We start from the raw sequence: 26,878 nt of genomic DNA, 5'->3' as shown, positions 1-26,878 counted from the left end.
TCTGTCGATACATCTACAGACACCTGTAATCTTTATGTTTATATTATGTTTATTATGCTCCGATTAGAGATCATACAAGAATAGCGACCTCATTGAGGATCCCATCATGTAATACTTCTTTTTGCGAATCAGTTAAACAAATATATGCTGATTCAGTCTCTATCGTGTCCATTGGAATCTCCTCCTTTTGTATAGCTCACAGTACTTATTATCAGTTATTTATACTGTTTGCTTTGTTGTAATTAGATTATAGTCCTTTCAGACGTTTTTGTCAACCTTTATTAAATATATTTTATTCATTTCTGTTATATTATTATATATTCGTAATTTGTCAGACTATTCAAGCTTTTAAACCTATATATTACAACTCGCGGTAAAACCTTAAGGATTCCTGGAGCTCAGGTGTTATGGTGCCGCCCTCTTTTTCTATCATTCGGTATCTTAATTCCGTCTCCTTAATCTTCTTGGCAGTATTTCTTTTCAGGCGCTCCATCGCATCAGCAAACAAAGGCATATTCTTAAATCGTTCCCTAAGTTCTTTGCGGAAAGGACAATAGGTAGCTAAGATTTCTCTTGCAAATCGATTTAATCTGATGGCTCCATTGGATTCACTCTTCATCCAGCCTTCATAGTCTATAACAAAGATTTCTCTGTAGTTGTTCTTTCCCTTTTGTATCTGTGCTTTAATCTTCTCCCGCAGCTCCTCTGATATCTCTCTATTCTTACGATAGAACTGGATATAGTCAGAGTATTCCGAGGTCAGAGATTTTTCTTTGATATTATTCCATGCATTTCCCTGAATACTTCTGCAAAGTTCCCAGCGGAATCTTCCAAGTACCTTTATGAGCATATCGTTAAGATTAGCATCTACTAATATAGGGAAGATAAATCTTCCTTCACGGCTCTTTTTCTTTCCTGTTATTTCCTGCCACATAACACCATTGTAACCCAGAACCGGCATTAGGATGATATCCGGATATACAGGCTGCATCAGATATTCCTTGGCAATTCCCTTTCCCGGATTTACATAGAGAATTTCTCTGTGGAAGACAGAATAATCGATATCCAATAGAGTTTTCATTGCTTCATTAAAACGTTTGGAATTCAGCTTTAGGCTTTGCAAGCTCTTAACAATGCTCTCCCCCCATAGAAAAGGAACAAAGGTTGAAAATAGACCGTTTACAACTCTGGTATTATAACGGAACATGTTCTGCATCTCATATTTTACCTTTAGCACCGGGTTGGTTAAGGCCTCTTTTTCCTGGTCCTCCGTAAGCTCTCCTCGTTTACGATTACTTCTTAAATAATCCGGGTATTCCTGATCGAATTCATTTTTAGAAGGTTCTTTCTCTCCTTTGTAAATACTGGTCAGCCAGGATTTGATATCATACACTTTGCAGGGGCCAGCTTCTTCCTCCGTCTCATTGTCAAGGAAATATAATTCTCTTAACTGCTCTGTTGATAATAGTCTCTCATCTAAAAAGCCATATTTCAGGAACAGATCAATGACCTTAGGAGGATTTGTTTCTTTGCAGGCCTTTAGATAAACAGATTCATATAGTTCATAAAAATGCTGTGTAAGCTTCCTGCGAAGTAGTCGGATTCTGTCATCTGTGGAGAATTTGTCCCTCAGATTGATAAAGTCTAATATCCCATGAGATAATTCCTCCGTTTTCTCATGGTCATACAGAGCATAGGTACAAATCTGCTGTAAAGAAGCATCCAATGCCTTACTGACTTCTTTGGCTTCGTTTTCTGTATATAGAAAGTTATTATCCACCTGTTCTTTCCGGTTGGAACTTTTGGATATCAGTGTATAATAGATATCTTCCATACGATTTCTATCAACACCGCATTTTCTTCCCAGTTTTTCCTCAAACAGTTTCTCTACCAGATTAATACGTTCAATGATAGCATCTACAACTTTTATCAGTTCCCTGTTGTCTCCGCCTGTTTCGTCTATGCTGATGGCAAGGACAGCATAGCTTTTATAAAGGCAGCTGTCTGAGTTATTAATAAGAACAGTAAGCAGCTTCTCAAGGTAATCTGCTATAGCGGCACATTCTATAAGCATCTGGCTGATTATTTCCTGGGTATCTTCCACTGTATAGAGTGCTACAATTTCGCCGAAAGAACAGAATGTCTTCCAATTATCTACGGTTATTTTGGCACATTCCTTATAGTACTCCAGCTTCTTATCATCCAGCATGTCCTCTTCACTATAAGCTTCCAGCTCCTGCAATATTGAAATGGAATTCACAGAATACCCTAACTTGCTGCATAATTCTTCGTATTTCTTATTATATTTTATGCTGAACTCGTATATCTCTTCGGCAGCATTTCTTAACTGACTATATATCTTTTCCACCTCTGCTACAAATCTGGATAAAGAGGCAGACATTAAACCCTTATAATCTTTATTTATATTAAAAATATCTGTAATATCTTCCATATGCTGAATAGGGAAGCTATAGAACAGCACTTCGTCGAAAGCCTCGTAGGAACACTGATATTCACCAGCCCTTAAGTCACTGACACCGATAAAATTACCGGTACCTAACAGCACTCTGGCACCCTTTCCTTTGACCAGCACTCTTCCTTTCAGAATAATCGCTACGCCGTTAATCTTCTCCCCTTCAGTATATATCATAGCATTTTTGTCTACTTGATTTACCGCATTATGATTAATTATTATTCCCATGGCTCACCTCAGCTATCTCTTCAGAATAATCTAATTATAATTCAAAATCCGACAATCTGAAAGATGAATTTTGCATATTTATGATTTTCCGCCTAGTAAAAAAGCACCAATATATGATATTGGTGCCAGTTTTTTTGGTTTTTTGGGGCCGGGCCATCTTTAATGATGGCTGAGCAAAGGCCTATCCCCATTGATAGATTCCGACCCCTATAAGTTGTTTATAGAAAACTACCCCCTTTGGCAGCTTCTACCAAGGTTGATACAAGAATGTTTCGGTTTCATCGAGAGAGTTCATCCTTGTTTTATTTAATCCGTAAAACAGCTTTTTTTGAAATAAAAAAATGCCGTCCACATATTGTGACGACATCCTTGCCAGATGATACTGTTTATTATTTTATATTTAATCCGTGCGCCTTGCTTTGAATGTATACCATAAGCGTTACCCTTACAGTTAACTCGGTCCAGGCACCCTTACGGCACACAGGAGCTTTCGCTTAGTGCTGCTTCATTCCTGACCTGACACGGTTCACGAATTCCTGTTGCGTAAGACCCAGACGTCAACATCACTTATAAGGGGCAGCCCTACAGTACAACACCCTGGGCAAGACATCACCCCTGCTGTAGCGGATTGCAGGTACAGGGCACCGCTATCTCCCCGGCTGCACGGAAATTTTATGACAAAGTATAATTATGAAAATGTAGATAATTATTTGGAATACAATTGCAGGAACATACCGAAATACTCTCCATGTTACATCCTGCTAAAACAGTATACTTGATTTTAATCACAAAGTCAAGTGACTATAGCCTATTCCTCCCGACAAACTCCGCCCATTTCTTCTTTTTTCAGCAACTTCTCTTTGCGGTTTCGTTCTCTCAGCCCTACAAAAAAATCTTGAAGTACCTGTTTGCATTCTTCTTCCATAACTCCGGTAGTCAGTTCTACTTGATGATTAAACTCCTTCATTTGGAGAATGTTAAGAATTGAACCTGCACATCCTGCTTTCGGATTCATGGCACCTACGATAACCTCTTTTATCCGCGCTTGCACAATGGCACCGGAACACATCTGGCAAGGCTCTAATGTAACATAAAGGGTACAATCCTCCAGCCTCCAGTCTCCCATGCTTTTACTTGCCTTTTGGATAGCTGTTATCTCAGCATGAGCCAAGGTGGTTTTATTGGTATTTCTCCTATTATACCCTCTGCCAATAATTTTATCCTGATATACTATAACACAGCCAATGGGCACTTCACCAATTTTTGCAGCTTTTTTAGCCTCTTTTAAGGCTTCCTTCATATATTTTAGTTCCACACTAACACCAGTACTGCCACGAATTGCTCTGATAATGTAAGCCCCCGCGGCATCTTTCTATCACTTTATTTAATTTCAGATCCTTATTCCGATATCTTAATTTTACATGCAATTCTCTTACATACCAATTTATTGGAAGAAGCTCTGGACGAACAGGGCTGTTTTTGCTATATTAATATTACCACGGGCATCCTTTTGGGGCAAGCAATTACTTTCATATACCAACTGCTGCTGCATATATTTTATAGAGGAGCGGGTAGGATACGTGGGACAGAACACAGATGAATGTCAGGTTGAGAAGCCATATGACTGTTTTACTCGACGGATTCAGGAACATCAGATGTAAGATTGATATATACGAAAGGAGTAGATGTATCACAGGCCAGCCTGTGATATACCATGGGTATAATTTATGAATATACACGGTTTTCAGAAAACTACTCTGCTTGATTATCCTGGGCATCTTGCTGCAACTATATTTTTTGGCGGCTGCAACTTCCTATGTCCTTATTGCCACAACGGCTCGCTCGTTCTCTGTCCTGACAGCCTTCCTGTTATATCCAAAGAAGACGTTCTAAATACCTTAAAGAAGAGGAAAGGGATATTAGAAGGTGTATGTATAACCGGAGGTGAGCCAACCCTGGCTGCAGGTCTTACAGATTTTATTGCAGAGATAAAAGAACTGGGATTTTTAGTGAAACTTGATACCAATGGCAGTAATCCTGGTCGTCTGAAGGAACTTGTTCTTTCCGGCCTTATTGATTATGTGGCAATGGATATTAAAAACAGCAGAAGTAAATATTCCATAACGATTGGCAGAGATAGTTATTCAATGGACAAAATAGCAGAAAGCGTTGATTTTTTGCTAACAAATAAAGTATCTTATGAGTTTCGGACAACTGTAACAAAAGAGCTCCATACTCCGGCAGATTTTTCAGCTATTGGTGAATGGATCAAAGGTGCAAAAGCTTACTATCTTCAATCCTATAAGGTTTCGGAGGACGTAATATCCCCTGTTTTTTCAGGGTATAGCAAAGAAGAGCTTATGCTTATACAGAATTCTCTCCTCCCTTTCGTAGAAAAGGTTGAAATCCGCGGATTGGATTAACCCCAAACAGTTTATTCCTAACTATAAATTGGTACAGGAGAATTCATATGCAAATGGGTATTCAGACAGAGCGGTTGCAGTTACGTATTCTGCACCCTAATGAAGCTGATAAGGTTTTGATATTCTATTCCCAGAACAAAGATCAATTTGAGCCCTGGGAGCCGGAAAGAGATGTTAATTTTTATACACTGTCCTACCAAAGGCTTTCCTTATCAATCGAATATAATTTAATGCAGCAGTCCAAGCTTCTTCGTTATTGGGTATTTCTGAAAGAAGATCCTCATACTATCATTGGATCCGTTAATTTTTACAATATAACCAAGGGATCTTATTACACCTGCCAGTTAGGTTATAAATTCGACCGGCGTTTTGTAGGAAAAGGTTATGCAGCAGAAAGCATCCGCGAGGCCATGCAGGTACTGTTAACGGATTATGAAATTCACCGAATTGAAGCCAATATTATGCCTTCTAACCTTCGCTCCATACACCTTGTGCAAAAACTTGGTTTTCAATACGAAGGACTTGCCATTTCCAACATAAAAATTAACCACAAATGGGAAGACCATGCACGATACGCCTTTATAAATACGGTGAACTAAAATAAACTCTGTAACTGCCAATAATGCAGCTGCAGAGTTTATTTATGTAATGCATGGATTTAATTGCCACGGTTAAGCAATACCGGTATATACCAATACCCAAACTCCCCGGTCCTCTGGGGTTTTCTTTTCGCACATTTGAAATTCTCGAAACCAAACATCTTCGCCATAAACTTCTCTCTGTTATGATAGATACCCGGTACACCAAGAATGTAATTCTGTCCGTTCTTATCGTTAACCCTGGCAAAGATTAAATGTCTGTAGCTATAATAGCCATGAAGTAAAAAGCTGTTATTTCCAAGTCCCCATAAATCCATAGGAAGCATTCCGATATCTTTAGGTTCTATTCTGGCGCACCAGGCGATTTCATTATCTTCAAAGGGATACATTTTGGGAAAGTTGTGATATATCTGCTTTGCCAAAGGATGATCATCAAATATTGGCTTGTTATTACTAAGCCCTTCTGTCGCAGACTCTGTCTTGGTATCCGTCTCCTGGGGTTGATTAACTGTCTGATTTACAGATGGCTGCTCTCCCTCAGACTGCTGCGGAGTTTCAATTTCCGGTAATGAAATATGAGCCACCGGGCTTTCGTCGATTGTTTCAGGCTGGTCTCGTTTTTCATTTTCAGTCAGCTTATTATAAGAATATTCATTTTCACTCTCTGCTGAATCTTCAACCGGGTTATTCTTCGTTAAGGCTGCTGGATTTTCAATGTGTATTTCTGAGGGGCTTTCTGCTGGACTGGAATTTCTGTCTGTAACCGATGAATTGACAGACTTGTGAATATGCGCCTCAAAATCAATTGTTTTTTTGTTTGCCTCCCCAGGCTGTATTTCCTGTTCTTCTTCCTGTTCTACAATACGATTAAAGTTTGGTGTAAGAAGGTCTTTCAGTGATTTATCTCTATTCATCTCTTCTTTGTTGTCTTTTTGTACTGCTTCCTCCGTGGGTTTAGAGTATTCAAACAATACTTCTGCAAGTGTTGCTGCCTTAATCTCTTCCGGGGTTTTAACGGTTTCAGGAATTTTAGCGTTCTCTGGGTTTTTCACTAATTCGGGATACTTAGCAATATCAGGATTCTTAACGGTATCTGCTGTTGTATTATTGTTTCTATTTTCAATACCAGCTACCATGGACATTGTTATCGGTTTATTATCCCATTCAGCAGCAAAGAATTTTCTATCCGAGAACACAAGAATAACTCCTCCCATGTCGTCTAATCCATAAGGGGAATTCATAATGTGTGCGGCATCTGTTAAAATCTTAAAATCACCTGTGTTGTTTTTGATAAGAAGGCTGCCAAGGAGAATACCTTCAATACCGGAGGAGTTTCTTTTAAAGGAATAGACTTTCAGCTGTTTGTCATTCAGCCCCAGCGCCGTCACGTGAATGGTGTACTTACACTGTCCGTTTCTACTCTCGACCCTGGCATAGCCTATGTTATTTCTTTTTTTACCCTCCTCATATAGGTACATGTACGAAACCAGTCGTTTATAATCAGCCATAATGGACTCCTCTTCCTGTGCCAGAGTAACCTCAGGGTTCTGGTACAATCATTGCACTGTTATACTTATAACAATTATATTTTCCAGGATGGAATTTTAGACCTTTATAAATTTATTTAACTGATCTGATCTCTGTATCTGCATCACATAGTTGCCTAAAAATGAAGTGACATTGTTTATATGAGAACGAGGTTATATAGACTAAAAAATAAAGTTAACCCTTGTCTCTACTCTGCCAAACAATAGAAACACAATATAAATATTATTGTGGGCAGAAGAAACAAGGTTCAACTTTATTAGTGTAAATTTTATCTATATCATCTATCATGCGATACTGCTATCTTATAGCTATTATTAAGTTTCACAATAATTTGATCTAAGTATGAAAATCTTTTTCCCCTAGATTTCAGGCATATTGCGCAAAACAGAAAAGAACGCAAGCGCCTATGGAAAGGTATTAGAATTCCTTTTCTCTGGATGTTTTGTGCTATAATATAAAACTGATTGTTTGAGCGCAGCGAGTTATCAGTTTTATATTATGTCAAGCACAAAACACCCAGAGAATTAGGAATTCTTATACCTTGGAATTGAAGCATGCGTTTTTTTCTGTTTTGTGCAATTTGCCGTCCCCTTGCGAAAAACTCACCTACACAAATAACGCTGCAACCAGATCATTTACAAGTTTGCCGTCTGCCTTCCCCTTCACTCTGGGCATAAGCTCCTTCATGATTCTTCCTTTGTCTTTTGCAGTAGGTGCCGTAATCTCAAGACCTGAGAGAACCTCGTTGATTATCGCTTTGATTTCCTCCTCGCCTAAGAACACAGGAGCAAATTCACCAAGCACAGCCAGCCTTAAAGTGCATTCCTCGATAATTTCTGTTCTGTCAGCTGGTGCAGCTTCCAGGGTTTCCTTTAACTGCTTGATTTCTTTTAAAACCACTGCATCCTCTTCTTCGGAAGTTAAATCGGCTCTTTTATCAATTGCCACATTCTTAAGAGCAGTAAGCAATGCTGATAGAGCGTCCTTTCTTCCTTTATCTCCTGCCTTCATGGCCTTTACCATTTCTGCTCTTACGATTTCTATCTTTGTCATAATTTTTACCTCCAGTTTTATATTCTTATATTCTATTAAAATATTATTTTAAGTAAGTTTGATAACTGATTCCGTGGATGCACTTTATTGGCAGGTAAAACAATATAAGCATCCGGAAAATCCCTATTTCTTAGAGCCTTCATTCTGTTCCTTGATCTGTTCCACCAGCTCGCTTAAATACATCCAGCGTTCCATCTTTTCTTCCAGGCTCTTTTCTACCTGCTCCTTTTCTGCCAGGAGCGTATTTAATTTGGTATAATCAGAAGCTGCCTTGGCAGATTCTTCCTCAATGGTCTCAAGGCGTGCTTCCAAGGAAGCAATATCCCCTTCAATGGTATCATACTCTCTTTGATCCTTATAGGAGAGCTTTAATTTCACATCCTTGGTCTTTCCCCTGGAATTATCATTGCTCTCTGCTTTCTGAACAGGTGCTGCATTCTCAGCGAGAGCCTTGTCTTCCTTGATTTTCTCCTTATAGTCCGTAAAACCGCCTTCATACTGCTTAATCACACCGTCCGGCTCAAGGGCAAAAATACGGTCTGCCATCCGGTCCAGAAAATACCTGTCATGGGATACAGCAAGTACGATTCCGTCATAAGTATCCAGGTAATCTTCCAAAATAGTCAGGGTTGTGATATCCAAATCATTGGTAGGCTCATCCAGTATCAGTACATTAGGCGCTTCCATGAGAACCTTTAACAGGTACAGCCTTCTTCTCTCTCCTCCGGATAATTTGGATATCAGTGAGTATTGCAAACTTCCATCAAATAAGAATCTCTCCAGCATCTGCGAGGCAGTAGTTGTTCCATCGGCTGTCTCAATATATTCTGCCACATTTCTGATATAGTCAATCACCTTAAGGTTTTGATCCATATATTCATTTTCCTGTGAAAAATATCCGATCTTGACAGTCTCTCCCTTATCGATAGTGCCTTCATCCGGCTTCAGGTTATCTGTTATGCATTTTAGCAAGGTGGATTTGCCGCTGCCGTTAGGACCTACAATGCCAAGACGATCTCCTCTTAACATAATATAGCTGAAGTCCTTAAACAGTATTTTATCGCCATAGGCTTTGCTGATACCGTTTATTTCTATGGTCTTTTTTCCGAGTCTTGAAGATAAGGCATTGATCTCTACTGCTTTGTCTTCTTCTATTACCTTTCGGTTCTTAAGTTCCTCAAAGCGCATAATATGGGCTTTCTGCTTGGTGGAACGGGCTCTGGCACCTCTCATCATCCATTCCAGATCCATGCGGTACAGGCTCTTTTTCTTCCGTTCCGTTGCTGCCTCCATATCCTCTCTGGCAGCCTTTAACTCAAGAAATTTGGTGTAGTTGGCAGTATACGTATATAATGCCCCCTTATCAATCTCAACGATCTTGTTCGTAACCTTATCGAGAAAATATCTGTCATGGGTTACCATTAGAAAAGCTCCCTGGTATTTCTTTAAATAATCCTCAAGCCACTCTGCCATGGCATCGTCCAAGTGATTGGTAGGCTCGTCCAATATAAGTATTTCAGCAGGTGTCAGCAGGGTCCTGACTAAGGCAACTCTCTTTTTCTGACCGCCGGATAGGGTCGCTGTACTGCCTGTAACATCCGTTATGGACAGCTTAAGCAGCATCGCCCTTGCTTCCCCTTCCAGGTCTCTGTATTCCTCCCTGGCTTTTTTGCCTTTTATTACATTTTCCAGGATATTCAGATTCTCATCAAATTCGGGGATCTGAGGCAGGAATTCTATCCGTATATTTTTCCCCTTAACCACGCCACCTTCATCTGCCTCTTCCAGTCCTGCGATTATTCTGAGTAAGGTTGATTTGCCGGTGCCGTTTATACCGATAATTCCAATCTTGTCTCCTTCATTTATACCTAAGGAAACCTTGTCAAACAGTACTTTATCTGTAAAGCTTTTGCTCATTTTCTCTACGTTAAGCAGATTCATCGTATTGACTCCTTTAATTCCTGACCAGGTGCCGCTCTTCACTGCACCGGGTGGTTGCTTTCATTACAAAAGCCATCTTTTCATTCTTTGCTATAAAAGGATAACATAAACCTACAAAATTGGAAAGTATTAATTCATATGGACGATAGGCCTTCCTCTTTAAAAAAGTTTCTTTTCACACCTATTATGAACTAGGAGAAATTACCTTCATAGAAAATTTAACGATAATCCTTGATAATTTTTATTCATTTTCTATATACAATATATTGTGTGTATGTGTTATAATACTACACAATATGGGCGATTATCTAGGATGCAGCTGGAAATTACCCGCGTTATAAATAGGTAAGGAGTCAGTAATTACCTAGGAAAAATTAAGCAAAGAAGGTTGTGGCGTCAAATGATAAAAGTAGTAAAAAAGGATAACACCAAAGAAGAATTCAATGTGCAAAAGGTTATTAACGCAGTGGACAAATCCGCTCAACGTGCTTTGATACGTTTTACGGAGGATGAGCATAATTTCATCTGTCAGTTTGTTGAAAGTAAAGTCTTTCATATGGACAGAGAAGAAATTTACATAAGTGAGATGCACAATATCGTTGAAAGTGCACTGGAGCAAACGAATCCGCTGGTTGCAAAGAGCTATAGGGATTACCGTAATTACAAACAGGATTTCGTACATATGCTGGATGAGGTATATAAGAAAAGCCAGTCCATCATGTATATCGGTGATAAGGAAAACAGCAACACCGACAGCGCACTGGTCTCTACAAAGAGAAGTCTTATCTTCAACCAGTTGAATAAGGAGCTTTATCAAAAATTCTTTTTAACGACAGAAGAATTACAAGCTGCCAGAGACGGCTATATCTATATCCATGATATGTCTGCACGAAGAGATACCATGAACTGCTGCCTTTTTGATGTGAAACATGTATTGGAGGGCGGATTTGAGATGGGTAACCTTTGGTATAATGAGCCAAAGACTCTAAATGTTGCCTTTGATGTTATAGGAGATATCGTACTCAGTGCTGCCAGCCAGCAGTACGGCGGTTTTACCGTACCAAGTGTTGACCTGCTGTTAGAGCCTTACGCGGAAAAATCCTATAAGATACTCTTTGAAAAGTATCTGGAACTTGGCATTCCCGAAGAGAAAGCCTCCGCAGAAGCACTTAAGGATGTAAAGCTGGATTTTGAACAGGGCTTTCAGGGTTGGGAGTACAAATTTAACACCGTTGCATCTAGCCGCGGGGACTATCCTTTCATAACGGTTTCAGCCGGTACCGGAAGAGGCCGGTTTGCTAAAATGGCCTCCATCGCCCTTTTAGACGTAAGAAGAAAAGGCCAGGGTAAGAAAGAGTGCAAGAAACCTGTGTTATTCCCTAAAATAGTCTTCTTATATGATAAGAATCTTCATGGAGAAGGCTGTGAACTGGAAGAGGTATTTGAGGCTGGCATCCTGTGTTCCAGCAAGACCATGTACCCAGACTGGTTAAGTCTTACCGGAGAAGGTTATGTTCCAAGTGTTTATAAAAAGTACGGCGAAATCATCAGTCCCATGGGCTGCAGAGCCTTTCTCTCTCCCTGGTATAGGGAAGGCGGTATGAATCCGGCTAATGAAGAGGACACACCGGTTTTCACCGGACGTTTTAACATTGGAGCGGTAAGTCTTCACCTGCCTATGATTCTTGCCAAAGCAAATCAGGAAAGCAAGGATTTTTATGAGGTACTGGATTACTATCTTAATCTGATTCGAAGACTTCATATCCGTACCTTCGACTACCTGGGAGAGCTTCGTGCTTCCACCAATCCTCTGGCTTACTGCGAAGGCGGTTTCTATGGCGGACATCTTGGAATTCATGATAAGATCAAGCCTTTACTGGAGCCGGCTACTGCTTCTTTTGGTATTACTGCCTTAAACGAATTGCAGCAGCTCTATAACAAGAAGTCACTGGCAGAAGACGGAAGCTTCGCCATTGAAGTACTTACCTTCATAAATAAGAGGATCAATGAGTTTAAAGAAGAGGATCATCACCTGTATGCTATTTATGGCACACCTGCCGAAAGCCTCTGCGGTCTTCAGGTACAGCAGTTCCGTAAAAAGTATGGAATTATTGAGAATGTATCTGACAGAGAGTATGTAAGCAACAGCTTTCACTGCCATGTTACGGAAGAACTGACCCCCATTCAGAAGCAGGATCTGGAACAGCGTTTCTGGGATCTCTCAAACGGCGGTAAGATCCAGTATGTGAAGTATCCTATCGATTATAATATGAAGGCTATCAAGACCCTGGTCAGAAGAGCCATGGATATGGGATTTTACGAAGGCGTGAACCTTTCCCTCGCTTATTGCGATGACTGCGGCCACCAGGAGCTTGAAATGGATGTCTGCCCAGAATGCGGCAGCTCCAATCTTACTAAGATTGAACGGATGAACGGATATCTGTCTTACTCCAGAGTAAAAGGGGATACCCGTCTCAATGAAGCCAAAATGGCAGAAATCAAGGAAAGGAAAAGCATGTAATGCGATATCACAATATAACCAAAGACGATATGCTTAACGGCACCGGTCTTCGTGTAGTACTGTGGGTTGCCGGTTGTAATCATGGCTGCAAGGGCTGCCACAATCCTGTAACCTGGGATCTTAACGGAGGTCTTGCATTTGATGAGGCAGCAAAAGAGGAGATATTTGAACAATTAAGAAAGCCCTATATTGAAGGGCTCACCCTAAGCGGAGGAGACCCCCTGCATCCAGCAAACCGAAGTGGTGTGGCAGCCTTGGTGGAAGAGATTAGAAATACTTTCCCTGATAAGAATATTTGGCTTTATACAGGCTTTTCCTGGGATGAGATTAAATATCTGCCTTTACTTGAACAGGTAGATGTATTGGTAGACGGCAAGTTCATGGAAGGGTTAAAGGATACCAAACTACACTGGAAAGGCAGCAGTAATCAGAAGATTATTGATGTCAAGAGCACTTTGGAGCAAGGCTCGATAATACTTATTTCACAATAAACAATTTTTCTCCTTGAGTAGATGTTGCTTTAGAGAAACGCAATATACATCCCTCTTCAGGTATTTTGAACATAATATGCACTAGGCTTACTTTATGACTACCCCAATAGAAATTAATTGACATAATTTGGTTTATTATCTATAATAAAAATAAGGGAAAATGTTGATTCCTGTGTTTATTTAAAATGACTATTATAATATAAAAAAATTTTGTAACCCCAAAGTTTCACTATATAATTTAAAAACAAGTGAAAATTTGGGGTTACAATTATTAATTTTTATATTCAAAACACTAAATTCGACTTATTAGTTTCAATGTATTTGCGGAGGATTGCATCATGAGCAAAAAATCACTAAAATTGATATCTGCTCTAATACTTATTATAATTTTGATACTATTCTTCTATAAAAATAGTATCAACAGAGTATTTGTGATTGATTTAGAAAATATAAGTTATGTTACTATTCAATATAAAACTCAGGTTGTCACTCTTAAGGAAGATAAAAATCTAAATGAATTTAAAAATGACTTCCATAATATTAAATTTAATTATGATAAAAATGCTTTAGGAAGTAAAGGATGGATTTATAACATAAAATGTTATTCTGATGACAGCTTAGTGTACAATTTTCAAGTTATATCAAATGATACTATACTCTATAATGGCAAGTTTTATATTACAAATCGGGGTAATATCAATATAAACTACTTAAGTACTTTATTTTAATCTATAATCTAAGTCATCAACCACCAGTTGAACTGGTGGTTTGTTATTAGTCCTAATAAGGGCTGCCTCCTATTAATTGAGTTTGGCATGCAACACCATTCTCATTTTATCATAGGATGCTTATTGGGTTATCCTCACCGTTTCCACTTATACTGTTCTCCCCAGCATAGCTGGGGGGATTAATCTTTTCATTTATGAGATTATATAGTTAACAATTATTGTTTCTTTGTTTTTATAAAATTTTATAAAATAATGAAAGTCTCAAAATTAACAGTCTCTAGTATTATACAATATCTATTATTTGGACTTTTTATTTGATATTATCCATATGCGCAGGAAGTCCGTTTACCATAATAGGCATTACTTCCCCCATAATCAAAGGTCTTGCATATTGGATAAACTCTTCTGTAAGTCCATCATCGCCTTCCTTAATCCAGCTTAAGGGAACTTTCTTCTCCATATTGGCAATCTGCTTGATGTTATGAGTCTCGTATGCACACTGATAAGGTGAATCAGATACTCTCTTTATTACAGCCATTACTCCGGTGATACCTCTGGCTGCAGCCATCACACCGGCTCTGCCTGCTTCAAAGGCTTCTGTAATATCAGAAAGGGAAGCTAAATGAGAAGCACAACGCTGTAAGGTGTTAAGTTCAATGGCTCTGGTCTTGCAGTTTAATTCCTTCTTTACCAGCGCTGCAAGATAGGCTCCTGCACCTGTCAGCATGGTATGACCGAATTCATCGATATAGGAGTCCTTATCGGACAATTCGCAGACAAACCTTCCGTCTGCCAGATGAATTCCCTCTGATACCGCGATAACAACCGATTTCTTTTCCTGCTGTAAAGCCTTTATATCCTTTAAGAAAATATCCTTGTCAAAATTCTTCTCCGGAAGATAGATACGGTCGGGTCCCTGACAGTCCTTATCCTTACACAGTGCCGCTGCTGCTGTAAGCCAGCCTGCATGTCTTCCCATGATTTCTATGATTGTAAGATTATTCTGATCATAAACCAGACTGTCTCTGATTATTTCTTTTGTTGCAGCTGCAATGAACTTGGCAGCACTTCCGTATCCGGGGGTGTGATCTGTAATTTCCAGGTCATTGTCAACGGTTTTCGGGATTCCTATAAATTTTATAGAGCTATTTACCAACTCTCCATACTCAGAAAGCTTACGTATACTATCCATGGAATCATTTCCGCCGATATAGAGAAAAACCTCGATTTCATGCGCCTTCAGTATCTGAAATAATTGTTCATAAGGGGCAGTATCCTTTTCATGATCCGGTAATTTATAACGGCAGGAGCCTAAATAAGCGGCAGGAGTTCTCTTTAACAGTTCCAGCTCCAGATCACAGGTTATTTTCTCAGAAAGGTCAATCAGTTTTCCCTTAAGAAGCCCCTGTATTCCGTTGAGCATTCCATATACCTTGTCTGCGCCTGCTTCCTTACCTGCTTTATATACACCTGCAAGACTGGAATTAATGGCAGCGGTTGGTCCGCCTGATTGTCCGACTACAATGTTTCCTGTTATTTTACCTATGTGCATTCTACTATCTCCTTCTGGTTAGAGGTTTCTACTTTTACCTGGACATTTGCCAGTAAAAGATATCATTCCCAAAAGGATATGTCAATATAAAAGGTTGTTTTTTCGACATATTCCGTTGACTAAACGAATGTGTCAGGAATTCAGCTTCTCATAAATCAAATTGCTTAAAGCCGCAAAATCTTCAAGTGTCAATGCCTCTCCTCTGATACTGGGAGACAGATTAAGTTCTGTTATAGCCTCTGTTATAAGCTCCTTGGAGAGCTTGATCTCATCACTGTTATTAAGTCCGTTGGCAAGAGTTTTTCTTCTTTGATTAAAGGAGGCGCGGATTAATTTGAACATCAGCTTTTCGTCCTGAAGCTTAACCGGCCTGTCCTTATGAAGAGAGAGCCTGATGACGGCAGAGCCTACATTCGGTCGTGGCATAAAACAGTTTGGCGGTACATTGGCTGCAATATAGGGTTGTGCATAATACTGAACTGCCAGGGAAAGAGCTCCGTAGTCTTTGCTGCCGGGGCCGGATTGCATACGGTCAGCAACCTCTTTTTGCACCATAACGGTAATGTTTTCTACGGGTACATGTGCTTCCAGCAGACCCATGATGATTGGAGTAGTTATATAATAAGGAAGATTTGCCACAACTTTTATGGGCCTTCCCCCATTCTTTTCCTGTACTAGTTTCTTTAAATCCACCTTTAAGACATCTTCGTTGATAATACTTACATTCTCATAGGGAGATAGGGTATCCTCAAGAATCGGTATCAGATTCTTATCTATTTCAACAGCAACCACCTCTCTGGCAGCTTCACACAGGTATTGCGTCAGGGTTCCGATTCCGGGACCTATTTCCACTACCATATCATCTTTTGTCACCCCTGCAGCTCTGATAATCTTCTCAAGTACATGGGTGTCGATCAGAAAGTTCTGCCCGAACTTCTTCTGAAAAACGAAGTGGTATTTATTTAATATTTCTATGGTTTCCTTTGGATTTCCCAGTGTTGCCATCCATTCATCCTTTCTGTGGCATACAATGCCTTTCACAGTTATTTTATTTTATATACATTCTTCGCATTCTGCTCCGTTATCTTTAGGACTTCTTCGTAATCCAGTCCTTTAATTTCTGCTATTTTTTCCGCTACATAACGCAGATTAAGAGAAGAATTCCTCTTGCCTCTGTTAGGCTCCGGTGACAGATAAGGTGAATCGGTCTCCAGCACTATACTTTCCATAGGTGCATACTCTACCACTTCCCTGAGCTTTTTGGCATTCTTAAAGGTTAACACTCCTCCGATTCCCAGATAAAAGCCCATATCAAGATAGGCTTTTGCCATTTCTTTTGCATAGGAAAAGCAATGTATAATTCCTCCTACAGACTTAAGATTACAGCTTTGTATCATATCAAGGGTATCTGCTGCTGCATCTCTGCTGTGAATGATTGCGGGCAGATTTACCTCCTTGGCTAATTCCATCTGCCTTTCAAACCATAACTTTTGCACTGTACGTTCCGGTGTATCCCAGTAATAATCAAGTCCGATCTCACCGATGGCTACTACTTTAGGCTCCTTTACAGCCTCTCTCAGCCAGCCAAAATTCGCTTCATCCAATTCTGCCGTTTCACTGGGATGTACTCCAATAGCTGCATAAATAAAAGGATATTCCTTTGCCAGCGTCAGAGAGTTCTTAGAACTTTGAAGGCTTGCTCCTATATTCACTACATATCCAATTTCTGCTGCTTCAAAGCTGTTTAGTAATTGCTTTCTATCTTCATCAAATGCTTCATCATCATAATGAGCATGGGTTTCAAAAATCATAGCTATGCCTCTTTTCTTATCCAAAAACAAAAAATATCATTTTTTCACATCATTATTCCTTACGGTAATTCGATAAATATTACCAGATGCCTGTCCATTAAGACATTATAAGTGATAACCCTGTTCTTTGTCCATGTTTTCTTCCATATTCGTTAACCATTCCCTGCCCATGCTTTTATTACCTGTATCTTTTGTATTTGTAATGACAAACTATTTATAAGGACTGTGATTATTCGTTGGCATAGATTTGATATCAATGTAAAATTTATTTTTGCTGGTAATATCCTCTCCTGTATAAGTTGCTATATCTACCCAAACCCGAGCCTTTTCCAGTAAGGTTATCTGTCGGATGGATATAAAAGATGACTTATAGAAACCAAGGAACACCTTAAAAATAATAAAGCTTAAAGATAGTATGCGCACTTTTTATTATTTTAGAAAGGAGATCTATATGGACATCACACCTCAAAGCTTCAATGCAATGCTAAAAGATACACCAACAAAAGGGATTCCCTCTCTTCCTTGTGATAACCAGGAGACAACCACAACTGAGCTTCCTTTGGCTATGGTTGTCATTCGAAAACAATGCTTTAAAGATTTAAATCTGCCGGCTGAGGCTTTACAAGCCGGAACACTGTTTAAGGAATTAGACCTGCCCTTTTACGGAACAGGAGGTGCTTTATTATGAAGGAAGATAAATGCAGTGCTATGAAAAAACTTCAGGAAATAAGCTTTGTACTGGATGAGTTACGTCTGTTTCTTGATACTCACCCTTTTGACAAAGAAGCACTTAGCTGCTTTGAAAATTACCGGTCAGAAAGAGAGAAAGCACTGTCAGAATACGAGACAGCCTTTGGTCCCATAGAACCTTACCGGATAAAAGAAAATACTACGTGGACCTGGGTGGAAGATCCCTGGCCCTGGGAAGGAGCGATATAATATGTGGACCTATGAAAGAAGACTGCAGTTTCCGGTTAAAATAACAAACCCGAATCCCAAAATGGCACAGCTTATTATCAGTCAGTTCGGCGGTCCTGACGGAGAGCTGGCCGCTTCCATGCGTTATCTGTCACAGCGTTATACCATGCCCTATAAGGAAGTTACCGGCCTGTTAACAGATATCGGCACAGAAGAATTGGCTCATTTGGAAATTATCAGTGCAATTGTATACCAGCTGACTAAGAACCTGACACTGGAAGAGTTAAAAACCCCAGGTTTTGATGCTTATTATATTGACCACACAACAGGACTCTGGCCTCAGGCTGCAGGCGGAGTCCCCTTTAATTCATGTTTCTTTCAATCCAAAGGTGATGCTCTTACGGACTTAACAGAAGACCTTGCGGCAGAGCAGAAGGCAAGAACCACCTATGATAACATTCTTCGAATTGTAACAGATCAAGAAATAGCTGAGCCTATACGCTACTTAAGAGAACGTGAAGTCGTGCACTTTCAGCGATTTGGTGAAGCCCTGGTAAGAGTACAGGAGCATCTGGATGCAAAGAACTTCTATGCAATGAATCCGGAGCTGGATAAGGTATTAAAATAAGCAGGAATGCATTGTTGAAATATTTGCTGAAATAAGAAGAAGCTGCCCTCAGATACCACATTGAACTGTGAACTGAGATGGCAGCTTCTTATATACTTGTTTTTATATTCCCATTCATGCTTTCTGTTTAAATATAGTTAATGCAGCGCAGTTATGCTTTGATTATACTTATACTTTCATGCCACCATATCTCAGGGTTAAGAATGGTTTCAAGCCTACAATAGCAAGGAATGAAAAGCTTAGGTAACATTAATTGACTTATTTTTTATAAACTTAGCAGATTTCTGCCCCAGGAGTCATATCTTTCTCCGGTATCATCAATGCCAGATCTCCGTTTTCATTTTCTGCGCATAACAGCATTCCTTCAGACAGGATTCCAGCCAGCTTGGCAGGCTTTAAATTCACCAGTACCATAACCTTCTTACCTACCATCTGTTCCGGTGTGTAGTATGCCTTGATTCCTGATACGATCTGCTTCACCTGGCTTCCGATTCTGACCTGGGAGCAGAGAAGCTTTTTGGACTTAGGCACTTCTTCACAGGCGATAATCTCACCAACCTGAAACTGTAGCTTCATGAAATCATCATAGGAAATCTCATCTTTTGCTGGTATATCTATAACATTTACAGGCTCTTCTTTCTGAGCCTCTTCCGGTTTGATTTCTGCAGCTTTTGCAGCTTCAACCTTCTCAAGTACTTCCTTGATATCAAGTCTAGCAAAAAGAATTTCAGGGGTTTCTGTAACCTTATTGCCATCCGGATATCGTCCGAATTCTTTTAATCCATCAATATTCCTTAACTCTGTATTAAGCTGAGCGAGAATCTTCCCGGCAGTCTCAGGCATGAAGGAATGCAGCAGACTGGCTCCGATGGTAATACTCTCAACGAGGTTATAAAGAACCGTTTCAAGTCTTTCCTTTTTCTCCTCCTCTTTTGCCAGTACCCAGGGCATGGTCTCATCAATATATTTGTTGCAGCGTTTAAAGAGCGTAAAGATTTCAGTAAGTGCATCAGCGACTCTTAACTGCTCCATCTTAGTCACTACCTTATCTGCGGTCTTAACTGCAAGGTCTTTTAATTCATCATCTACTGCTTCTTTTACACCCGCATTTCTTACCGTTCCTCCAAAGTATTTGTTGGACATGGAAATGGTACGGTTAACAAGATTGCCAAGTGTATTTGCAAGGTCAGAATTCATCCTCTCCACCATAAGTTCCCAGGTAATTACACCATCGTTATCAAAAGGCATTTCATGAAGCACAAAATATCTCACGGCATCCACACCGAAGAATTGAACCAGCTCATCGGCATAGAGTACATTTCCTTTCGACTTGCTCATCTTACCTTCTCCCTGTAACAGCCAGGGATGACCGAATACCTGCTTTGGTAAAGGAACTTCAAGAGCCATAAGCATAATTGGCCAGTAAATGGTATGAAATCTTAAGATGTCCTTACCGATTAAATGAAGGTCTGCCGGCCAGAACTTGTTATAAAGTTCTCCGTGGTTTCCGTCTATGTCATAGCCTGGGCCGGTAATATAGTTACTTAAGGCATCCAGCCATACATACACCACATGTTTCTCATCAAAGCTTACTGGAATACCCCATTTAAACGAGGTTCTGGAAACACAGAGATCCTGTAAGCCCGGCAGCAGGAAGTTATTCATCATTTCATTCTTTCTGCTCTCTGGCTGAATGAATTCTGGATGTGTCTTGATGTGCTCGATAAGTCTGTCTGTATAATTGCTGAGCTTTAAGAAATATGCCTCTTCCTTTGCAGGCTGAACTTCACCGCCGCAGTCCGGACATTTACCGTCAACCAGCTGGGAGGGTGTGAAGAAGGATTCACAGGGCGTACAGTACAAGCCTTCATAATGTCCCTTATAGATATCACCTTTTTCATAGAGCTTCTTAAAAATCTTCTGAACCTGTTCCTCATGATAGCTATCTGTTGTACGGATAAATTTATCATAAGAGGTATTCATCATATCCCAAATATCCTGAATCTGTGCAGCAACTCCGTCTACGAATTCTTTGGGGGTAATTCCTGCGGCACCAGCTTTGTTCTCAATCTTCTGTCCATGCTCATCCGTTCCTGTCTGGAAAAACACTTCATAGCCTTCCTGTCTCTTAAATCTTGCTATGCTGTCCGCCAGTACGATCTCATAAGTATTCCCGATATGAGGTTTTCCTGAGGTATAAGCTATGGCAGTTGTAATATAATAGGGTTTTTTACAGTTACACATATATCTTCCTCCTTTTACTGTCCAGTTATATAAAGAGCTTACCAGACTCCAGCACTTTCGCGATAGTTACCCTCTTCCTTAAATGCACCTTGTACATCCGTCCGATAGGGCGTTTTTGGCAATCGGTTTATATCCTATTACAAAAAAAGTCCCCGTCTTCTTTAAAGACGAGAACAATATCCCGTGGTACCACTTTAATTCAGCCTGAATAGGCTCTCTTCTCCTGCAGTTTCTACAGGGTGTCACGATAACGGGTGCTTCCGTCGCAGCCTAAAGGCTCTCCATTCGGTGCGAGGCTCCAAGACCATCTTCGGTAATCTAAACGTGACCCTTTTTCAGCAATACAGGGCTCTCTGTCCACGAAAAGTTTTACTTACTCTTCTTTTCTCAGCCTTTTAATATTATAGATTAGTATCGGCCGTTTTTACCGGCATCATACATCAATTATTTTTTAGCATAACATCCCTCAAAAAATTTGTCAACTACAGCTTTTTATTTATAGCAAAACTCATTACTACTTTCGGAATTCCCTTTCATGTATTTGCACCAGTACGTGTTTGAAAACTGCTTGACTTTTAAATCTTACAGTTGTAATATATAGGCACGTTTATAAATCTTACACTTGTAATATTAATAACTTTTTCAACTCTGCCCTATCACTGCAATATATTAAAATCCATGAAAGGAGTCCATATTTATTCAGTAATCAGACTGAAACCGGACAGGAATATGAAGAGAAAAAAGAGAAAAAATTACGCTCTGAAAATTTTTTGGGGGGTAAACTGCTCTATGGCTGTAGCTCTGGCTTTGCTTGCAATAATCTACGCATTTTTAAAGGACAGTAAAGCCCCGGAGGAAATAATAGTTACCACACCAAAGGATGTTCTATCAGCCTATGTGTCCCTGCTAAAGGAACAGAACTTTAAGAAAATGTATTCTCTACTGGATAACGACAGCCGTAGCAGGATTTCTGAGGATGCTTTCATCCTGCGAAATCAAAAGATATATGAAGGAATTGAAGCAAAAAATTTCCATTCTGAAATCACTGATACTTCCATTACTTCAGAAGATTTATCCACTGTGACCTACAGCCAGAAATTCGACAGTCTGGCTGGTGAAATTCAATTTACAAACACCGCCACTTTCACAAAAAATGAGGAGGGTAACTATGCCCTTTCCTGGGATGACAGCATAATTTTTCCCCAGCTGACTTCTGACGATAAGGTTAAGGTAATTCGTAAGGAAGCTAAACGCGGCCGTCTGCTGGACCGCATTGGTAACTTACTGGCAGGTGAAGGTGCTGCCTCATCCGTCGGGCTGGTTCCGGGGAAATTGTCCGAGGATTGGGAAAAAGATAGAAAACAACTGTCCCGCCTGTTAAATATGTCGCCTGAAAGCATTGAGAAAAAGCTTCAGGCCAAATGGGTAAACAACGACTCCTTTGTTCCTTTAAAAACAATTGAAAAGCTGGATGAATCAGAGCTGCTTCGTTCTAATCCAAGTGAAAAGGCTATGGAGCTTAAGGAACAAAGGAATTCCCTCCTCCAGATACCGGGAATTATGATTACGGATATTGCGGTTCGCAGTTATCCTTTGGAAGAAAAGGCCTCTCATCTGACAGGTTATGTACAGAATGTAACAGCCGAAGACCTTAAAGACCATCCAGGTGAGGGCTATTATTCAAACAGTCTTATAGGCCGTACCGGGTTAGAAGCCCTTTATGAAAAAGAGTTAAGAGGCAGTACTGGTTATGAGCTTCATATTACGGATTTTCAGGGAGCTGTAAAGTGTACCTTAGCCTCCGTAGCCAAAAAGGACGGTGAGGATATTCGGCTGACGATTGATTCCGAGCTTCAATCCAAACTTTATGACAGCTTCCGTGAGGACAGAAGCTGTTCTGTTGCCCTTAATCCCTATACAGGTGAAGTATTAGCACTGGTCAGTACTCCTTCCTACAACAGCAATAATTTTATACTTGGGATGTCTGCTGATCAATGGGAGAGCTTGAATCAGTCAGAGTCCCAGCCTCTTTATAACCGCTTTCGGCAGACCTGGTGTCCTGGTTCCTCTTTTAAACCTGTCATAGCTGCTATCGGGCTTACCAGTGGTGCTCTTGATCCGGAGGAGGATTATGGGCAGGAGGGTCTTAAATGGCGCAAGGATGCAAGCTGGGGGAATTATTATGTCACTACTCTCCATACCTATGATCGGGTTACTCTGGAAAATGCCCTTATTCATTCAGATAACATCTATTTTGCCAAAGCCGCGTTAAAGATAGGAAAGGACAAATTAGCCGAAAATTTATCCCACCTTGGCTTTTCTGAAAATCTCCCCTTTGAAATCTCCCTTTCTTCCTCCCAATATGCCAGAGATGGTATTTTTCAATCAGAAATTCAATTGGCCGACACCGGATATGGACAGGGAGAAGTGCTTGTAAATCCCCTTCATCTGGCCTGCTTATACACTGCCTTTTGCAACAAGGGAGATGTTATCAGCCCGACCCTTTTGTACCAGGTAGAAGCAGCGCCTCGTATTTGGCTTAAGAATGCCTTCTCAGAAGCTGCCTCAGAAATCGTTCGAAATGCCTTACTAAAAACGGTGAACACCCCTGCCGGAACCGGTTATACCGTTCACAGGAAGGATCTATCCCTGGCAGGTAAGACCGGTACTGCTGAGATAAAGCTCTCCAAAACGGATAATAAGGGTACGGAGCTTGGCTGGTTCGCTGTATTTACTACAGACAAAGACACCTCTGAGCCTATCCTGCTGGTAACTATGGTAGAGGACGTAAAGCAAAGAGGCGGAAGCTCCTATGTTATGAAAGGGTTGAAACCGGTGCTTGAACAACTGACCCCTTAAGAAAGGAAATTAATGAAATCAAAATCTGAAAACCTACGGCTTATACCGATAGCTGCAATCTTTCTTTTTCTTATACTGTGGCTGATTACCGTCCTTTACCAGCTGCAGATTTTGAAGGAAAATGACCTTAATACGGGCATTTATACAAAAAAGAAGGAGATTCTCGTGAACAGCACCCGGGGGAATATTTATGATAGAAACGGTTTACTCCTGGCGGGCAACAGGACGGCTTATTTTGTTACCCTGGAGGACAACACAGAATATGACAGCAGCAGAGAACGGCAGCTTGCCTTAAATGGAACTGCTTCTGGTCTTATCAAAATTTTTAGAAAAAATGGAGAAACCCTTGAAAACACCTTACCAATAGCTCTTAATGCAAACAGCGAATATATCTTTACAACCGATGGTACCAGGCTGAACCGTCTGCGGGCTGATATCTTTGGAAAGACCAGCCCGGATAAGCTGACAAAAAAAGAAGCCGGCACAGGTTCAGAGGAACTCTCCCAGTATCTCTGCAATAAATTCGGTATCTATGAAGATATGCTGGACATTTATACAGAAGCTGAGCTGAACCAATATGGTCTTTCATCTCGTTATGAGAAAGAAGAGTTGCTTCAGTTACTGGGGATTCGCTATATGTTATGGCAGAACAGCAGCCAAAAATTTATACCTTTGACCCTTGCCAGGGACGTATCTGAGCAGACCGTGGCAGATATACTGGAAAACAGCTCTGTTCTAAAAGGTGTGCAGATAGATACCGGAAGTATACGCGTTTATGAGGGTGGTGAGGCCTTCTCAAACATTATAGGTTATACGGGTAATATTTCCTCGGAGGAACTTGATAAAACCAAGGAAGCCGGAAAAGACTATACTATAAACTCCATCGTCGGAAAGGACGGAATCGAAAAATACATGGAGGAGGATCTAAAAGGCAGTAATGGCACAAAGGAAGTAGCCATTAATCAGGCTGGCCGAATACAAGATATCCTTTCTGTAACTGACCCCGTGCCTGGCAAGGACGTCTATTTAAGTCTTGACTACCATCTGCAGACAGCCGCTTATCAACTTCTTGAGCAGCATATCGCAGGTATTCTGCTGGATAATCTCATAGATGCTGTAGATTTTAATAAAACCGGTCTGTCAGATTCCTCCGACATCCGTATACCGGTTTATGATGTATATTATGCTTTTATTAAAAACAACCTGTTGCAGCTCTCCTCAAACGAAACTACAGATCTCTCACCATTAGAAAAAGAAATCAGCGAACGGCTTCAAAGGAAACTAAAAGAAATACTAAAAAATCTGACCTCTGTCTCTGAAACTGCCATACCTTTTAATGCTTTATCAAAGGAATGCCAGCTTTATGAAGCCTATTTAGCTGACATTCTTTTCACTGAGGCATCCCCTTTCCTGCTCCCTGATATTTCTCCTAAGAAATCAGATCTCTGGCTTCAATGGGAGGAAGGAACGCTTTCCTTTATGGAACTCCTCTTAGCCGCGGTGAAAGCTGACTGGATTAACACCAGTACCCTAACCCGAGACCAGAAATACCTTGATGCAAAAGAAGCTGCCCTGCTACTGGCAGAAAAAGCGGCTAATACCCTTACTGCTGATACGGAGTTTCATAAACTGGTCTATCAGCAGATGCTAAAAACCAACCTGATTACTCCCCTGGAAATCTGCCAGCTCCTATACCTGCAGGGAGTTTTAAAGGAAGACGAGGATTACAAACGTTTAATAAATAATGAATTAAGCCCTTACTCTTTTATTCGAAAAAAAATACAGAATCTCGAAATAACCCCGGCGCAATTGGCCCTGGAACCCTGTAGCGGTTCTGTGGTGGTTACAGAGGCGGTCACCGGCAAACTGCTTGCTTGCGTAACCTATCCAGGTTATGACAACAATCTCCTGTCCGGGCAGGAAAGCGGAACCTACTACAGTTATCTGTTAAAGGACCTGTCTTTGCCGCTTTATAACCGTGCCACCCAACAGCTGACAGCTCCCGGCTCAACCTTTAAGCCCATTACCATAGCTGCCGGACTGGAAGAAAAGGTCATAACACCTGCCACCTCAGTCTTTTGCGACGGTGTATTTGATAAACGCTCTCCCCACCTCAGATGCTGGAAAAGAAGCGGACATGGTATAATAGAAAATCCTGCAAAAGCCATCCAGAACTCCTGCAATGACTATCTGTGCGAGATTTCTTACCGACTGGGCAGTAAGGATAACAACACCTATTCTGAAGAGCAGGCTCTTAAGGAATTAAAGAAATATGCAAACCTGTTCCATCTGGATAGCAAGTCCGGTATAGAAATAAATGAAAGCCTGCCTCAGGTAACAAACAACTATGCAATACCTTCCTCCATTGGTCAGGGCACTCATAACTATACCACAGTTCAATTGGCTGCATATGTAAATATCCTGGCAGAAAAAGGTACCGCCTACCGCCTGTCACTGCTGGATAAAATAGCAGACAGCAGCACCGGGACCGAAAGTTCCTTCTTACCTGAAACAAAGGAAAAAGTCCAACTCTCACAATCCAGTTGGGATACCCTTACACAAGGAATGCTGCAATATGCTCAAAACAATACCTTGTTAAAGGATATGGATGTCTCTGTATCCGGGAAAACCGGCACAGCACAGGAATCTAAGACCAAGCCAAACCATGCTCTGTTTATCGGCTATGCCCCAAGTGATACTCCTGAAATATCTATTGCCGTCAGAATAGCAAATGGTTATTATTCCAGTAATGCTGTTGGTGTAGCGAAGGATGTTATAACCTGTTATTTTAAGCCAGAAGAGGCAGCAGCACTATTAAACGGAAAAGCTATAAGCAATACTGCACAACGAACCGACTGAAT

19 protein-coding genes, 1 other RNA gene and 1 other annotated feature are annotated in these 26,878 nt (G+C 40.5%); of the genes, 10 read left to right on the top strand and 10 right to left on the bottom strand.

The genetic code is table 11. From position 1 onward, the window contains the following. Nucleotides 1-361: 361 nt before the first annotated feature. The 3 genes from R2R35_RS12635 to tadA form a co-directional block, all read right to left on the bottom strand. A complete protein-coding gene (locus R2R35_RS12635; RefSeq protein WP_317730172.1) occupies nucleotides 362-2,701 on the bottom strand; it encodes a hypothetical protein in 2,340 nt (779 codons plus the stop codon). A gap of 405 nt (nucleotides 2,702-3,106) precedes the next feature. Beyond that, an RNA gene (gene ffs / locus R2R35_RS12630) (signal recognition particle sRNA large type) lies at nucleotides 3,107-3,368 on the bottom strand. A gap of 141 nt (nucleotides 3,369-3,509) precedes the next feature. Next, a complete protein-coding gene (gene tadA, locus R2R35_RS12625; protein WP_033166977.1) occupies nucleotides 3,510-4,001 on the bottom strand; it encodes a tRNA adenosine(34) deaminase TadA in 492 nt (163 codons plus the stop codon). Nucleotides 4,002-4,428: 427 nt separating this feature from the next. On the opposite strand from tadA, the gene R2R35_RS12620 reads away from it, so the two are divergent. Continuing rightward, nucleotides 4,429-5,124: an anaerobic ribonucleoside-triphosphate reductase activating protein gene (locus R2R35_RS12620; RefSeq protein ID WP_317730171.1), complete on the top strand. Its 696-nt coding sequence runs from the start codon at nucleotides 4,429-4,431 to the stop codon at nucleotides 5,122-5,124. A 47-nt stretch (nucleotides 5,125-5,171) separates the two neighbouring features. Next, nucleotides 5,172-5,723 carry a GNAT family N-acetyltransferase gene (locus R2R35_RS12615; protein WP_317730170.1) on the top strand — a complete coding sequence of 184 codons (552 nt, stop codon included), beginning with the start codon at nucleotides 5,172-5,174 and terminating at the stop codon, nucleotides 5,721-5,723. Between the two features lie 59 nt (nucleotides 5,724-5,782). On the opposite strand, the gene R2R35_RS12610 is transcribed toward R2R35_RS12615, so the two are convergent. The 3 genes from R2R35_RS12610 to R2R35_RS12600 form a co-directional block, all read right to left on the bottom strand. Further along, nucleotides 5,783-7,231 carry a DUF6128 domain-containing protein gene (locus R2R35_RS12610; protein WP_317730169.1) on the bottom strand — a complete coding sequence of 483 codons (1,449 nt, stop codon included), beginning with the start codon at nucleotides 7,229-7,231 and terminating at the stop codon, nucleotides 5,783-5,785. A 646-nt stretch (nucleotides 7,232-7,877) separates the two neighbouring features. Next, on the bottom strand, nucleotides 7,878-8,324 hold the full coding sequence (locus tag R2R35_RS12605) for a GatB/YqeY domain-containing protein (RefSeq protein WP_317730168.1): 447 nt from the start codon (nucleotides 8,322-8,324) through the stop codon (nucleotides 7,878-7,880). A gap of 123 nt (nucleotides 8,325-8,447) precedes the next feature. Continuing rightward, nucleotides 8,448-10,265 (bottom strand): ABC-F family ATP-binding cassette domain-containing protein, encoded by a 1,818-nt coding sequence (locus tag R2R35_RS12600; protein WP_317730167.1) that lies wholly within the window; start codon nucleotides 10,263-10,265, stop codon nucleotides 8,448-8,450. Nucleotides 10,266-10,665: 400 nt separating this feature from the next. On the opposite strand from R2R35_RS12600, the gene nrdD reads away from it, so the two are divergent. From nrdD to R2R35_RS12585, 3 genes are all read left to right on the top strand, one after another. Continuing rightward, on the top strand, nucleotides 10,666-12,786 hold the full coding sequence (gene nrdD / locus R2R35_RS12595; protein ID WP_317730166.1) for an anaerobic ribonucleoside-triphosphate reductase: 2,121 nt from the start codon (nucleotides 10,666-10,668) through the stop codon (nucleotides 12,784-12,786). Further along, a complete protein-coding gene (gene nrdG, locus R2R35_RS12590) occupies nucleotides 12,786-13,277 on the top strand; it encodes an anaerobic ribonucleoside-triphosphate reductase activating protein (protein ID WP_317730165.1) in 492 nt (163 codons plus the stop codon). Before nrdD ends, nrdG begins: the two co-directional genes overlap by 1 nt. A 338-nt stretch (nucleotides 13,278-13,615) precedes the next feature. Further along, a complete protein-coding gene (locus tag R2R35_RS12585) occupies nucleotides 13,616-14,005 on the top strand; it encodes a hypothetical protein (RefSeq protein ID WP_317730164.1) in 390 nt (129 codons plus the stop codon). Between the two features lie 310 nt (nucleotides 14,006-14,315). Here the strand turns inward: R2R35_RS12585 and R2R35_RS12580 are convergent, their stop codons facing one another. The 3 genes from R2R35_RS12580 to R2R35_RS12570 all read right to left on the bottom strand — a co-directional run bounded on the left by R2R35_RS12580 (nucleotide 14,316) and on the right by R2R35_RS12570 (nucleotide 17,368). After that, complete coding sequence (locus R2R35_RS12580) at nucleotides 14,316-15,551, bottom strand: 6-phosphofructokinase (protein ID WP_317734791.1); 1,236 nt, start codon at nucleotides 15,549-15,551, stop codon at nucleotides 14,316-14,318. A gap of 138 nt (nucleotides 15,552-15,689) precedes the next feature. Next, entirely contained in the window at nucleotides 15,690-16,562 is an 873-nt protein-coding gene (gene rsmA / locus R2R35_RS12575) for a 16S rRNA (adenine(1518)-N(6)/adenine(1519)-N(6))-dimethyltransferase RsmA (RefSeq protein WP_317730163.1), read from the bottom strand. 38 nt (nucleotides 16,563-16,600) lie between these two features. Beyond that, nucleotides 16,601-17,368: a TatD family hydrolase gene (locus tag R2R35_RS12570; RefSeq protein WP_317730162.1), complete on the bottom strand. Its 768-nt coding sequence runs from the start codon at nucleotides 17,366-17,368 to the stop codon at nucleotides 16,601-16,603. Between the two features lie 451 nt (nucleotides 17,369-17,819). On the opposite strand from R2R35_RS12570, the gene R2R35_RS12565 reads away from it, so the two are divergent. Genes R2R35_RS12565 through R2R35_RS12555 form a run of 3 tightly spaced genes read left to right on the top strand, consistent with a single transcriptional unit; the run spans nucleotide 17,820 to nucleotide 18,914 of the window. After that, a complete protein-coding gene (locus tag R2R35_RS12565; protein ID WP_317730161.1) occupies nucleotides 17,820-18,056 on the top strand; it encodes a spore coat associated protein CotJA in 237 nt (78 codons plus the stop codon). Next, nucleotides 18,053-18,307: a spore coat protein CotJB gene (locus R2R35_RS12560; protein ID WP_317730160.1), complete on the top strand. Its 255-nt coding sequence runs from the start codon at nucleotides 18,053-18,055 to the stop codon at nucleotides 18,305-18,307. The genes R2R35_RS12565 and R2R35_RS12560 overlap by 4 nt, the downstream gene beginning before the upstream one ends. Before the next feature lies 1 nt (nucleotide 18,308). Continuing rightward, nucleotides 18,309-18,914, top strand: a complete 606-nt coding sequence (locus R2R35_RS12555; RefSeq protein ID WP_317730159.1) for a manganese catalase family protein — start codon at nucleotides 18,309-18,311, stop codon at nucleotides 18,912-18,914. 273 nt (nucleotides 18,915-19,187) lie between these two features. Here R2R35_RS12555 and metG read toward each other — a convergent pair whose 3' ends face one another. Beyond that, a complete protein-coding gene (metG, locus tag R2R35_RS12550; RefSeq protein WP_317730158.1) occupies nucleotides 19,188-21,158 on the bottom strand; it encodes a methionine--tRNA ligase in 1,971 nt (656 codons plus the stop codon). Nucleotides 21,159-21,318: 160 nt separating this feature from the next. After that, nucleotides 21,319-21,556, bottom strand: a binding site (T-box leader). 391 nt (nucleotides 21,557-21,947) lie between these two features. Here metG and R2R35_RS12545 point away from each other — a divergent pair. Further along, nucleotides 21,948-24,017, top strand: coding sequence for a penicillin-binding transpeptidase domain-containing protein (locus R2R35_RS12545; RefSeq protein ID WP_317730157.1), 2,070 nt, complete (start codon nucleotides 21,948-21,950; stop codon nucleotides 24,015-24,017). A 12-nt stretch (nucleotides 24,018-24,029) separates the two neighbouring features. Then, the gene (locus R2R35_RS12540) at nucleotides 24,030-26,876 is read left to right on the top strand and encodes a penicillin-binding transpeptidase domain-containing protein (protein ID WP_317730156.1); all 2,847 of its coding nucleotides are present in this window, start codon (nucleotides 24,030-24,032) and stop codon (nucleotides 26,874-26,876) included. Nucleotides 26,877-26,878 lie beyond the last annotated feature (2 nt).

The sequence above is a fragment of the Anaerocolumna sp. AGMB13020 genome (assembly GCF_033100115.1).
Taxonomy (GTDB): Bacteria; Bacillota; Clostridia; order Lachnospirales; family Lachnospiraceae; genus Anaerocolumna.
This window is presented reverse-complemented; position numbering and strand designations above follow the sequence as displayed.